Below are 13,089 nucleotides of genomic sequence, written 5' to 3'. Positions count from 1 at the left end.
TTTAGCTTCGACGCACACGTACTAGTACCGCTGGCGCCACACGGCCAACAACCAGTGGACTCCCCTACTTACGGCCAAGTCAACACGATACACTCACGCTGTGTTTCATATATCTCATACGGGTAAGAAACGTCAACTAACATCGCTACGTCCTGTGGCGACGTTGACAGACCGCATCCTGTGGGCCGATTAACGGGCGCTTATGCTAGCTTACCACAATGCGAGTAGCTTTGGTCCTAATATGATAAATCCAATGATTGCGGCCGTAATCGCACATAGTAGGACCGCAGTAGCGGAAATGTCTTTTGCTTGCTTAGCTAAAGGGTTTGTATCAAGCGTTATAAGGTCAACTACTCGCTCTATGGCTGAATTAATAAGCTCAAGTACGAGGACACCGCAAATAGATAATAGGATAACAATCCACTCAAACCTATTTAGATCCAAAATAATAGATAATAGAATAATTAATGTCGCTATCACCAGATGGATTTGGAAATTCCTTTCTTTCTTTATCACATGCGATAAACCTTGAAAAGCATATTTGAAAGATGCAGCTAGTCGTCCGAAAAAACTACGCTTATCTTTCAAGGCCATATCCATCTAGAATCGTTTTTTGTCTGGAAAACATTCTCTGTTCATCATCCTTATTTAGATGATCATACCCTAGTAAATGTAATAAACCATGTATAGCTAGAAATCCTAGTTCTCGACTAAAAGTATGATCGTACGCATCAGCCTGCTCTTTGGTTTTTTCAAAAGATATAATAATATCACCTAGCACACGCGGGATTCCTTCCCCAATGACTTTTATCTCACCTTCCCCAAGTTCCTCCATAGCAAATGAAATCACATCAGTTGGTTGATCTTTCCCTCGATATGTTTTATTTATTTCTTGGATTTCTTGATTCGACACGATCGTTACTGATACTTCACTGCCTTCTTCTACTCCCTCTTGAATCGCCGCATAATTCAAAATTCCTTCCATCATATCCATATGCTCTTCTGTTAGCTTTTGCGTTTCATCAATAATATCAATTTGTAGCATTTCCACTCACCACCTTTTTTTGTTTAAAATCAGGATATTCAATTCTAGAATGAAAAATCCCGTTTAATATCTCACAAAATGTCTTGTTTACCACTTCAATTTCTTTTAGTGTGAGATCACATTCATTAAACTGTCCGTCTACTAGTTTGTCTTGCATAATATTGTGCACAAGCGATCGAATTTCTTCGGGCGTCGGCTGATTCATAGATCTTACAGCTGCTTCAACGCTATCTGCAAGACTTATGATTGCTGCCTCTTTTGTTTGCGGCTTAGGACCAGGATATCTAAATTCCTTTTCACTAATTTTATCATTTTTTTCTTTTGCTTTGTAATAGAAAAATTTCAATAAACTTGTGCCATGATGTTGTTCCGCAATATCAATAATTTCTTTAGGCAGTTTATGTTTTTTCAATTCCGCAACCCCATCACATACATGCGAAATGATAATATCTTTACTCGTTTCAGGGGGAAGTTGATTATGCGGATTTTCAATATTTATTTGATTTTCTATGAAAAAATGTGGTCGCTTTGTTTTACCAACGTCGTGATAATAGCAACCTACTCGCGCTAATAGTCCATTTGCTCCAATTACCTCGCATGCTGATTCGGCTAGATTGGCAACCATTACACTATGATGATATGTTCCTGGTGCATCGGTAAGTATTTTCTTTATTAGTGGGTGATTTGGACTGGAAAGCTCTATTAATCGAATAGTTGATAACATGCCAAATCCGGCTTCAAAAAACGGTAGAAGACCAATTGTCAAAATAGCTGAAACCACACCGGAAACCACAGCGAATATGACATAATAAGTATATTCAACTGCTGTAAATTGCCCGCTTCCTATTAGCTGCAAGAAAAATATAAGTAAAATATTTACCCCAGATATAAACATCCCTGAGCGTAATATTTGGTGTCTTTCATTCCTACCAGATAAAAATAAAACACCTGCCAACCCGCTAAATAAAATATAAACAGCTATTTCCACATCAATTGTACCAGAAATCCCATCATTGAATACTATACTTCCGCAGGCGGCCATTAGAATAGTCATAATCAGCGCGAAGCGTTCATTCAGCAAAATTTTGATTAACATTGGCGCCATGGCCGCTGGAAATATATAAGCGATATTATAAACATTTACCGCTTCCATTAATCCAATTATTTTCATGATTAGTAAGGAACAAATAAATATTAAACTAACAAGCATTAAATAACTTTGTTTTTTCTCTTCCGATCTTTGGACCCTAGAAAAGTGAATGTAGATGGTTCCAATGGCAATGACAACAAAAATAGCAAGACCAATTAACGGCTTCGGCGTTGGATTATTTTTTAGTAGACCCAACATTTCTAATTGTCGATATGTTTCTCGATCAATTAAGTGGCCTTCTTGTGCAATAATTTGACCTTGGAGAATTTTCACAGGTTCCACACCCTGCATTGCCTGTTTTTTCCTTTCTTCTGTTAAGTCTGGATCATATAAATCATTCGCTATAATCGCGTACTGTCCCAACTGTAATGCTGCATCTTCCATTGCGACTGGAAGTTCAACCGCCTTTATCCGGTTCGCAAGATGTTCTTTTGTTTTAACGATTTGTTCTTCTCGGATTCTCTCATTCATCACTGTCTCTACATTAGAAATGACTGCTTCTTTTGTTTGATCCCGCAAAGTAGCATCAGTTTCAAGTAATGAGGTTAAAATTTTATCTGATATAGAATTTGTAATATCCTCTGAAACATTTTCTGTTAATTTTGTTTTTAATAATGTTAGCCTCGGTTGAATCGTTGCGTTATCGGCTTCTTTATCTTGATTTTTTTCTTTTTCATTTTCTCTTAATCGATCAAACTCTTGATTTGTTTCTTTTACGAAATCAAATATCGACGTTAACAATAGCACCCTATTTTGTGCCATTTCTTTTTTCATCACGTAAACCTTTTCAACTTCTTCAGCAGCATTTACTCTTTCTTCTTCGGTTTTCACTTCATCTTCCACCGTCTTAGGTGCGCGTATTGTATTTTCCGCGACTGAAAAAAGTTCCATGTCATATGTTTCTGGCTTAACATTGTGATATAAAATGACAAATAATACGATTGCCAGCAGGCCATAAATAATCGATGTAAAAACCTTATAACCTAATATTTTTCGTATTTTGCTTATATATACTTGAAAGTCCATAAAACTCCCCCTAACTGCTATAACCCCCAAAATATAATTACCTATGTAAGATAATAGCAGTTTTTGCTATAGAATACATCCGTAATTTGCCATTTATTCAAAAACACAGAAAAACCCGGAGCTCATTGTCCGGGTTTTTCGTCGATCCGCTCATATGCTTCGATAATACGTGCCACAAGTGGATGTCGCACCACATCATTTTGGGTTAGGTGTATAAAAGCAACGCCATTCACACCATTGAGGATAGATTCCGCAGCGGCGAGGCCAGACTTGGCACCTTTAGGCAAGTCAACTTGTGTTGCATCACCAGTTATCACCATTTTAGACCCAAAACCAAGTCTAGTTAGAAACATTTTCATTTGCGCTTGAGTCGTATTTTGCGCCTCATCTAAAATAACGAAAGCATCATCTAGCGTTCGGCCTCTCATATACGCCAGTGGCGCTATTTCAATCGTTTCCCTATCTATAAGCCTTTGGGTATGCTCCGCTCCTAGGACATCATGAAGGGCATCATATAAAGGTCTTAAATACGGATCTACCTTTTCTTTAAGATCTCCTGGTAAAAATCCTAAACTTTCACCAGCTTCAACAGCAGGTCTAGTTAAAATTATTTTATTAACTTGATTTTTTTTCAAGGCGTTTACAGCCATTACTACAGAGAGATATGTTTTTCCGGTACCCGCTGGACCAATCCCAAATACGAGATCTCTTTTTTTTATGGCATCGATATAATATCGTTGGCCTAATGTTTTAATCCGAATAGCCTTCCCATGAATATTTCGGGCTATTTCCTCTTCGTAAAGCTCCGAGAAGTATTCTATCTTATCCTGGTTGGCTAATTGAACGGCGTATGAAACATCCCGCTCAGTAATATGGACACCACTACGAATAACACGTAGTAATTGTTTAAGTGTTTCCACAGCCATAATAACAGAGTCACTCTCGCCTGTGACATTCACCGTTTCTCCACGAGTTACAATCGCTACATTAAATTCTTTTTCTAACATTTTCAAGTTGATATCGGCATTGCCGAATAAAATCAATGCTTCATTAGCATTTTCTAACTCCATTTGTTGAGCTTTCAATTCTTCTGACATTCGCTAGTCCCCTTGAATGATTGTTTTTTCTTCAGCAATATTTTCAATCACCTGGAAATTTATTGATAGTTTAACTTTACCATTCTCTACATCTTCATGCAAAATATATTCTTTATCAAGGCGAGCATCTTCCGGAATATTTATTTTTAAATCTCTTTTCGCTAATTCCTTAGCTGCTTCAATTGCTTCTTTTTTCGTTAATGATCTGTGACTTTCTTCTTTTTCCCGTAACGTTTTATCCACATATTTGATAGGAAGTTTCCACCCTAAAAAGTGTAAATCATGCTCTTCCTTTTCGGTTTCATATTTAGAGAAAGGTATTTTTCCAAAACCCCAAACAGGAATATTCAGCTTACCTATTTCCAATGAATGGATTCTTTTTTCCTCGCCACTATAAACTTGAAACGATGACTCCAACGGAAATTCAACTTTAGAATTATACCATGTATGCCCCCAAACTTCTCCTCGTGCCGGAATATTCACCTGCTTGTCTTCATTTCCAATCGTACCGGAAACAAGCATTTGCCCTTTTTCAACATATTGATGAATTTTTACTAACGACTTCCCCTTTTCAATAAACATATGAGAAATAATTGCCTTTTTCTTTGCAACAAGATGAGCTGGACTTTTCTCCTCAATTAGCTCCGGTTCTGTTTTCTCAACTACCTTAAAATGAAAGGTTGTCCCTTTTAACTCTACACCAATCCAAGTCAAATTCTCTATTCTATCCGATAACTTTTTCTGAATCATTTCCGGATCATCATTCAAAAAATGGAAAGTCCCTACCTTTACTCCAAGTGCATTTAACTCTCTGCGGATTTTATGCTCCGTTTCAGGATTAGCTCCTTCGATATGAATGCCCCAAGTAATATTAGACAATAATAATATTAAAACAATAGAAAGAAAAAGCCCAAAAGCGAAACCACTATTTTTTTTCGTGCGTTTCCATAAAAAGGGGATACCCTCCCCACGCAAAAAGGAAATGTGACAATCAGAGCCGCGAACAACTTTTCTTAATTTATGTAAATCACCAAGAGCAATATAAAATAAGAGTTCCTCATTTGTTTTCTTTTTCAATTTCCACAAAGCAATGTTAGAGCGAGCGAGTTTATTGATCAACCGCTCTAATCCACTACCTTGAGCATTCACTAACACCCTGCCAGATAAGAATGTAAACCATTGATTCTTCAACTCTCTCATCTCCTATTCATGTAGATAATGAACCTCTTCTATTTTTCCTTCTAATAATAATTCCTCTGGCAGAATGGTTTTAATAACAAATGATTTTCCCTTAATTAGCAGCTGCCCTTGTTTTAACAGAAGCCTTAGCTCACTATCAGTAAAAATAAGGAGGCCCCTATGATTTTCTATATAGATGTGTAATTGCCCTACCATTGTAACGCGGGGCAAATCCATCATAACATCAGCAGGAAGGTCCATTTTAGACGCTACCCACTTCCGCAAGCTATGAGTCCACTTTTTGGCCATAAAAAAGAACCCCCTTTCCTCTCATATGTATGAGTAGAAAGGGGGTTTCATCACAGTTATTTACAGATCAGAAGATATTACATCAATATCTACGACGATAAGGTTTCTTAGACCTAGGCGGCCCCAAAACCTCCGCCATAATAATTCCGTTTAATATATCTTTAGATTGAAATGGAATGCTTACTTCTTGTTCTGTTTTATGCCCATTACTTGAATGTACAGCACGAACATTTGTAGCCTTAGTGCGATTAATTTCTTCTTTTCGCTTCATTTCTTCCATTTCAAGGTGAAGCTCTTCTTGTTTATTTATTATTTTGGGTTTTGCTTTTGTAAGCAAGTTTTCTGCTATTTCCTCTAAACGCTGAAACTGGCGATCAGCTCCATGTGCACTCGAAGGAGTTGCTGGAGTTCTATTAATATCTCTACGCTGCTCCATGTTTGAGTGTGTAGGTTGAATCGTTGATTGTCTTTGTGCCGGACTGCGTTGTTCTTGTTCAGGTTTTGCTTTCTTGCCTTTTAGCACCAAGCTTATAATCCCTATGATAACAAACAACAAAAATTGTTCCAAAGGAGTTACCCCCTTTCATTCGGTTAGATAACTTTTAGTCCAGATCTTTTTTAGTATCGTTCGATTGAGTCATTCGTCCGATTGAATCTCTCATATCTGAATCTGCATCAATATTTTTCAACGAGTAATAATCCATAACGCCTAGATTACCAGATTTAAGAGCATCTGCCATTGCAAGCGGAACTTCTGCTTCTGCTTCAACTACTTTCGCTCTCATTTCTTCTACCTTGGCTTTCATCTCTTGTTCATTAGCAACAGCCATCGCTCTTCTTTCTTCCGCTTTCGCTTGAGCAATTTTCTTATCTGCTTCCGCTTGATCCGTTTGTAGTTGAGCACCGATATTTTTGCCGATATCAACATCAGCAATATCTATCGAAAGGATTTCGAATGCTGTTCCAGCATCAAGCCCTTTTGAAAGAACTGTACGTGAAATCGAATCTGGATTCTCAAGCACTCTTTCATGCGTCGCACTAGAACCAATTGTAGATATAACCCCTTCACCAACACGAGCGATTACAGTGTCTTCACCAGCACCACCGACTAGACGATCGATGTTAGCTCGTACTGTTATTCTTGCCTTAGCCTTCACTTCAATCCCATTCATTGCCACACCCGCTATAAATGGCGTTTCAATAACTTTAGGATTTACACTCATTTGTACAGCTTCTAGCACGTCACGACCTGCAAGATCAATAGCTGCCGCACGTTCAAACACCAAATCAATGTTTGCGCGTTGTGCTGCAATCAAAGCATTTACTACCCTGTCGACGTTACCACCAGCTAGATAATGACTCTCCAACTGATTTGTAGAAACACTTAGACCAGCTTTATGCGCTTTAATAAGTGGGTTGATTACACGACCGGGAATAACCCGTCTCAATCTCATTCCAATTAATGTAAATATCCCCACTTTAACTCCAGCCGAGATGGCTGAAATCCAAAGACCAATTGGAACAAATGTAAATAGAATTGCAAGAACAATGATTCCGATTACGATTGCCACTAATAGAAATACCGTATCAGGACCTAAAACCATACCCAAATCCATACTTATTTCCTCCTCTTTATACATATCATTTTATCATAATTCTCGTACTACAATTCGTGAACCTTCCACTTTTATTACTTTTACAGCTGTATTACTTTCAATAAAGCTACCTTCAGCGATAACATCAAGACGCTCATCGTCAACTTTCGCTGTACCGGATGGTCTTAGTGCTGTCACTGTCATTCCTTCACGCCCAATCAATTCTAGGCGATTGACATTTGAAACATAGCCACTTTCTGTATTCGTTGAATCAGTTAAAATGAGTCGTTTGAATATATTCATACGTTTACCAAACACCTTTACCATTATAATGATTGATAATACAGCTAAAAACAAGGCGATAATAATGGATATAGCCATATGGACTATATTCCCACCTGCCATTAATATACTGCCGATGATTGCTACAGCACCCAGAAGTCCGGCAATACCTCCTGGGAGATAAAACTCCGCTACAATTAGAACAATACCTAGAATGAACAATACCATCGATTCATATCCCGCAAGGCCTGCGGTATAATGACCGTAAAAAAATAAAAGTAATGCACTGATTCCCATTCCACCTGACAATCCAAACCCTGGAGAATACAATTCCAATACAAGGCCAAGGCTAGCAATGGATAAAAGGATTGGGACAACTACCGGGTTAGTGATAAATCTTGCAAATGATTCCGCAAAAGTAGATTCCACAGTATGGATGTTAGCATCTGGGTAGCCAAGCTTCTGAAGCAATTCATCTGTATTTTTCACTGTACCTTCAGAATAACCTACTTTTAATGCTTGGTCTGACTCCAATGTCAATAGATCACCCTTTTTTTTCAGATCGGGTAGATCGATATCGCCGTTTGCCATTGCTTTAGCAATATCGGGATCACGGCCGCCTTGCTTGGCTGCACCTTCCATTGCAGCAAGCCACATACTTTCTGCTTTTTCACCAGCTGTATTTCCTTGTTGATTAATTACTGCCGCCGCACCCATTACAGCATTAGGCGTCATGTATATTTTATCTGTGTGTAAAGCGATATATGAGCCCGCGGAAATAGCCCAGGAATTAACAAAAGTAACTGTTGGCACATCTGTTTTAGAAATGCGATTTCCGATATCCCGAGCTGCGTCAACTGCTCCCCCAGGTGTATTCATATCAAAAATAATTAAATCCGCTTTACCCTCTTCAGCTGTCCTAATTGCCCTATCGATAAATGCATTCAATCCTTTTTCGACATCATCTTTGATTGGGATAACATATACATTCGCTCCATCATTACTAGCTTGAGCCGGTAACATGGATAATAATCCCGCTGCGAGAATGCAAATAACGACTAATATTTTTTTCACTCAAACCCCTCCCCTCTCGAAACATATGTATTATTATTACGTTCAGAAGATGTAAAGGTTTCAAAAATTTTATCGCATTATCATTATTATATATGATTCCCATCTAAAACACTCTTTATATCCCTTTGTCATATGAAAAGCCGATAAGCAAACGGATGCTTATCGGCTTGGTTAACTGCTAATTATGATAGATGCCTTTGGACAAGGTTATTGACGAGTGACCCGTCTGCTTTCCCTCTGACTTTCGGCATAAGTACCGTCATCACTTTGCCCATATCAATTTTTGTAGATGCTCCAGTTTCTGCAATCGCCTCAAGGACAACAGCTTCCACTTCCGCCTCAGAAAATTGATTAGGCAAATAATAATCTACATAAGCAAGTTCAGTTTGAATTTTTTGAGCAAGATCTTGACGACCTGCATTTTCAAATTCCTGGAGGGAGTCTTTGCGTTGCTTTACTTCGCGAGAAAGGACTGTCAACTCATCTTCTTCCGTTAAAACTTGCTTGCCAAGCTTAATAGATTCATTTTGCAAGGCGGCCTTTAACATTCGAACAACAGAGAGCTTTTCTTTTGCTTTGTTTTTCATCGCTTGTTTCATATCTTCATTTAAACGCTCAAGAAGACTCATTTGTGCACCCTCTTTTAGAACTTGCGCTTTCTAGCAGCTTCAGATTTCTTTTTACGTTTCACACTCGGCTTTTCATAAAACTCGCGCTTTCTACTTTCTTGTATTGTTCCACTTTTGGAAACAGTACGTTTGAAGCGGCGAAGAGCATCTTCAAGTGATTCGTTTTTTCGAACGACAGTTTTTGACATCTCTCTTTCCCTCCCTCCGAACAAAGCAATAACATGTTCACACATGGAAACCCATGTACTTTGCAATTATAATATAAGCCTATTAGCAGGTCAACAATCTTTATTGACTTGTTAGGAGTTTTTCTCAAATTTCGCATGTCTAATGATTAATAATCATACCTTTAATTGAGGTGAAGGACATGCTTTATATATTGCTATTCTTGGTTTTGGCAGGTTGCTTTTTACTTGGTATGACATGGATGAGAATTGGCCTATATAATTTATCGGGTAGCGCGATGGAGAAGTGGCTGCGAAATGTAACTAGCTCACCTATTAAAGGTCTTTTTGCCGGTATTTTCATGACGGCAATCCTTCAAAGTAGTTCGGCAGTGACAGTGATTACCGTAGGACTGGTTTCAGCCCGGATCCTCTCTTTTCCGCAAACGATTGGGATTATACTTGGCACTAATATTGGGACAACCATCACCCTTGAGTTCCTTACTTTTGATATGTCAAAAATAATTATTCCTCTTTTTGTCATAGGAAGTATCATGCAACTTTTTCGAGACTACAAAATTAAAAGCAGTGGTTTCATTTTATTAGGTATCGGAATTATTTTTGCTGCTATGAACGGTTTCGAGTGGCTGTCAGGACCATTAGCAAAAATTGATTATGTACAAAATCTTATCCTTTTTATGAGTGACCATATATTCATTGCGTTTACTACCGGAATGATGCTTACAGGTCTCATTCAATCAAGCACAGTGATGACTGGTATTGCAATGAGTTTTCTTGCAGCAGGATTGTTTCCACTCGAAACTGGTATTGCCATCATGATCGGCTCTAATATCGGAACATGTGCTACTGCTCTTCTTGCGAGCATTGGAGCCGGTAGTGAAGCCCGGCTCACAGCATATGCCCATATGTGGCTAAATATTGGTGGTGCTTTATTATTTTTCCCTTTAATCCCAGTGTTAGCAAGTGTAAGCAGCATCATTGCTATGTCATCTGATATTCAACTTGCACATGCCAGCGTCATTTTCAACATAACTTGCTCCTTGCTTGTGCTGCCATTTGCGAAGCAATTCGGGAATTTCATTATGAGGATGCACGGAAAAAAAACTCCAAAATGAATTTGTTTCAGAAAAGCTGAAACATCAGGGAATCAGATGGGGATTCTTTCCCCATCTGATTAGCAAATCAGTCTATGCTTAAACTTTAAAGAAAGTTAAAGATCGTGCTTAATAATCCGTTTCACTAGACAGACCTTGCACGATTGCAACGCCTGAGCTTGCACCGATTCTTGTTGCTCCAGCTTCTATCATTTTTTTTACATCATCTAAGCTTCTTACACCTCCAGATGCCTTAACACCTAATTCCTGTCCCACTGCTTTCCTCATAAGTGCAACATCTTCAATGGTTGCTCCTCCAGTTGAAAAGCCAGTAGAGGTTTTGACATAATCAGCGCCTGCATTTTTAGCTATTTCACAAGCTTGCGTTTTTTCTTTGTCCGTCAAAAGACAGGTCTCAATAATAACTTTTACTAACGCTTTATCTTTTGCAGCTGAGCAAACAGCGATAATGTCCTTTTTTACAAGTTCAATATTACCGCTTTTCAATGCACCTATATTTATAACCATATCAATTTCTTGTGCACCATGCTCAACAGCATTCTTCGTTTCAAAAGCTTTAGTTTCCGGCGTATTGGCTCCTAAAGGAAATCCGATCACAGTACAAACTTTTACGTCTGTTTCTTTTAATAAACTACTTGCATAATCTACCCATGTAGGATTAACGCATACCGAAGCAAATTGATATTTTTCTGCTTCACTGCATAGTATTTTTAATTCCTCCAGCTTTGCATCGGGCTTTAGTAAAGTATGATCAATCATTTGTGCAATATTTTTTGACATTAAAAAATCTCCTTCCTATTTTGAATCATTTTTTATATTATCTGTAGCTTTTTCAGAAAAAGGTTATCTATTCAACAGCTTCCTCTTAGCCACAGAGACGCTTAAAACACGAATAGAGGGGCAGATGTTTATAACTAGAACCCTACCGTCGTGTACACGTTCTGTGTGATTTAAAACGAGGCTAAAAAACAACTGCGTACCAAGCTACATTAAGAACTCCCCCGAAAACTATGTCAAAAAAACTGCAGCATATAACTGCAGTTTCATTTTTTATATGACAAGTGATTTCAGATCTTGACTATCATCCAATACACGAACAAATTGTCCTTCATTATAAGGATAACCTGCTTTAGTAATTTTCACTTTAACAATTTTACCAACCATATCCTCGGTTGCTTCGAAAACAACTTTCAAATAATTGTCTGAATAGCCTTCGTACAATCCACTTTCTGGATTTTCTTTATAAGCCTCTTCTGGAATAACCTCAAGCACTTCGTTTTCAAAGCGAGAGGCGTACTCCTTGGCCAATTGATCTGACAAGGAAATTAACCGGTGTACACGGCCATTTTTAATATTCTCATCAACCTGATCTGGCATTCTTGCAGCAGGTGTCCCTGTACGCTTCGAATAAGGGAAAACATGAAGCTCTGAAAATTGATGTTCTTTAATAAATTGATATGTTTCCATAAATTCTTCCTCTGTTTCACCAGGAAAACCAACAATCACATCAGATGTAACAGCGAGTCCAGGCAATGCCTTTTTTAGCAATTGCAAGCGCTCAGCGAAAAATTCCATCGTATATTTACGACGCATTCTTTTCAAAACAGTATTCGAGCCAGATTGTAGTGGAATATGTAAATGTCTAACAACAAGATTTGATTTATCAATGACATCAATCACTTCGTCTGTTAGTTGACTTGCTTCAATCGAAGAAATTCGGATTCTTTTTAGTCCATGAACCTGGGCTTCTAAATCGCGTAAGAGCGCAGCTAAATTATAATCCTTCATATCCTCACCATATCCTCCAGTATGGATACCAGTAAGTACAATTTCCTTATATCCAGCTTCAACGAGTTGCTGAGCTTGGCGAATGACTTCTTTTGGATCACGAGAGCGCATTAAGCCCCGTGCCCATGGAATGATACAAAATGTACAAAAGTTATTACACCCTTCTTGAATTTTCAAGGAAGCGCGCGTGCGATCCGTAAATGCCGGAACATCCAACTCTTCATATACACGATTTTTCATTATATTGCCGACACCGTTAATTGGTTGTCTTTCTTCCTTAAACTGCTCAATATACTCAAGCATCTTCACGCGATCCTGCGTACCGACAACTACATCAACTCCAGGAATTGCCATGATTTCTGCTGGCGATGTTTGCGCATAACAACCCGTTACACAAATAACCGCATCTGGATTACTACGAACTGCGCGTCGAATTACTTGTCGACTTTTCTTATCACCTGTGTTCGTTACTGTACAAGTATTGATTACATATACATCCGCTCTAGCTTCGAATTCAACGCGATCATACCCGTTATTTTTAAATAATTGCCATATTGCTTCTGTTTCATAATGGTTCACTTTACAACCTAATGTATGAAATGCAACAAGAGACAT

14 protein-coding genes are annotated in these 13,089 nt (G+C 38.3%); 1 reads left to right on the top strand and 13 read right to left on the bottom strand.

The window, feature by feature from the left end; all coding sequences use genetic code 11:
• Positions 1 to 210 precede the first annotated feature (210 nt).
• The 11 genes from MHB53_RS25470 to rpsU all read right to left on the bottom strand — a co-directional run bounded on the left by MHB53_RS25470 (position 211) and on the right by rpsU (position 9,574).
• The gene (locus tag MHB53_RS25470) at positions 211 to 594 is read right to left on the bottom strand and encodes a diacylglycerol kinase family protein (RefSeq protein WP_340924050.1); all 384 of its coding nucleotides are present in this window, start codon (positions 592 to 594) and stop codon (positions 211 to 213) included.
• Positions 578 to 1,045 carry an rRNA maturation RNase YbeY gene (ybeY, locus tag MHB53_RS25465; protein WP_340924048.1) on the bottom strand — a complete coding sequence of 156 codons (468 nt, stop codon included), beginning with the start codon at positions 1,043 to 1,045 and terminating at the stop codon, positions 578 to 580. The genes MHB53_RS25470 and ybeY overlap by 17 nt, the downstream gene beginning before the upstream one ends.
• A complete protein-coding gene (locus MHB53_RS25460) occupies positions 1,032 to 3,221 on the bottom strand; it encodes an HD family phosphohydrolase (protein WP_340924046.1) in 2,190 nt (729 codons plus the stop codon). The genes ybeY and MHB53_RS25460 overlap by 14 nt, the downstream gene beginning before the upstream one ends.
• 122 nt (positions 3,222 to 3,343) lie before the next feature.
• Positions 3,344 to 4,318 (bottom strand): PhoH family protein, encoded by a 975-nt coding sequence (locus MHB53_RS25455; RefSeq protein WP_340924043.1) that lies wholly within the window; start codon positions 4,316 to 4,318, stop codon positions 3,344 to 3,346.
• A 3-nt stretch (positions 4,319 to 4,321) separates the two neighbouring features.
• Positions 4,322 to 5,518 (bottom strand): sporulation protein YqfD, encoded by a 1,197-nt coding sequence (yqfD, locus tag MHB53_RS25450; RefSeq protein ID WP_340924040.1) that lies wholly within the window; start codon positions 5,516 to 5,518, stop codon positions 4,322 to 4,324.
• A gap of 3 nt (positions 5,519 to 5,521) precedes the next feature.
• The gene (gene yqfC / locus MHB53_RS25445; protein WP_340924037.1) at positions 5,522 to 5,806 is read right to left on the bottom strand and encodes a sporulation protein YqfC; all 285 of its coding nucleotides are present in this window, start codon (positions 5,804 to 5,806) and stop codon (positions 5,522 to 5,524) included.
• Between the two features lie 82 nt (positions 5,807 to 5,888).
• Positions 5,889 to 6,374: a hypothetical protein gene (locus tag MHB53_RS25440; protein WP_340924034.1), complete on the bottom strand. Its 486-nt coding sequence runs from the start codon at positions 6,372 to 6,374 to the stop codon at positions 5,889 to 5,891.
• A gap of 34 nt (positions 6,375 to 6,408) precedes the next feature.
• A complete protein-coding gene (floA, locus tag MHB53_RS25435; protein WP_340924993.1) occupies positions 6,409 to 7,410 on the bottom strand; it encodes a flotillin-like protein FloA in 1,002 nt (333 codons plus the stop codon).
• Between the two features lie 45 nt (positions 7,411 to 7,455).
• Positions 7,456 to 8,757 (bottom strand): NfeD family protein, encoded by a 1,302-nt coding sequence (locus MHB53_RS25430; RefSeq protein WP_340924032.1) that lies wholly within the window; start codon positions 8,755 to 8,757, stop codon positions 7,456 to 7,458.
• A gap of 182 nt (positions 8,758 to 8,939) precedes the next feature.
• Positions 8,940 to 9,386, bottom strand: a complete 447-nt coding sequence (locus MHB53_RS25425; protein ID WP_340924030.1) for a GatB/YqeY domain-containing protein — start codon at positions 9,384 to 9,386, stop codon at positions 8,940 to 8,942.
• A gap of 14 nt (positions 9,387 to 9,400) precedes the next feature.
• Positions 9,401 to 9,574: a 30S ribosomal protein S21 gene (rpsU, locus tag MHB53_RS25420; protein WP_340924028.1), complete on the bottom strand. Its 174-nt coding sequence runs from the start codon at positions 9,572 to 9,574 to the stop codon at positions 9,401 to 9,403.
• Positions 9,575 to 9,753: 179 nt separating this feature from the next.
• On the opposite strand from rpsU, the gene MHB53_RS25415 reads away from it, so the two are divergent.
• Positions 9,754 to 10,686 carry a Na/Pi symporter gene (locus tag MHB53_RS25415; RefSeq protein ID WP_340924026.1) on the top strand — a complete coding sequence of 311 codons (933 nt, stop codon included), beginning with the start codon at positions 9,754 to 9,756 and terminating at the stop codon, positions 10,684 to 10,686.
• A 108-nt stretch (positions 10,687 to 10,794) separates the two neighbouring features.
• Here the strand turns inward: MHB53_RS25415 and deoC are convergent, their stop codons facing one another.
• A complete protein-coding gene (deoC, locus tag MHB53_RS25410; RefSeq protein WP_340924024.1) occupies positions 10,795 to 11,466 on the bottom strand; it encodes a deoxyribose-phosphate aldolase in 672 nt (223 codons plus the stop codon).
• Positions 11,467 to 11,736: 270 nt separating this feature from the next.
• Positions 11,737 to 13,089: a tRNA (N(6)-L-threonylcarbamoyladenosine(37)-C(2))-methylthiotransferase MtaB gene (gene mtaB, locus MHB53_RS25405; RefSeq protein WP_340924023.1), complete on the bottom strand. Its 1,353-nt coding sequence runs from the start codon at positions 13,087 to 13,089 to the stop codon at positions 11,737 to 11,739.

The sequence above is a fragment of the Bacillus sp. FSL K6-3431 genome (assembly GCF_038002605.1).
Classification (GTDB): domain Bacteria; phylum Bacillota; class Bacilli; order Bacillales; family Bacillaceae_C; genus Lederbergia.
This window is presented reverse-complemented; position numbering and strand designations above follow the sequence as displayed.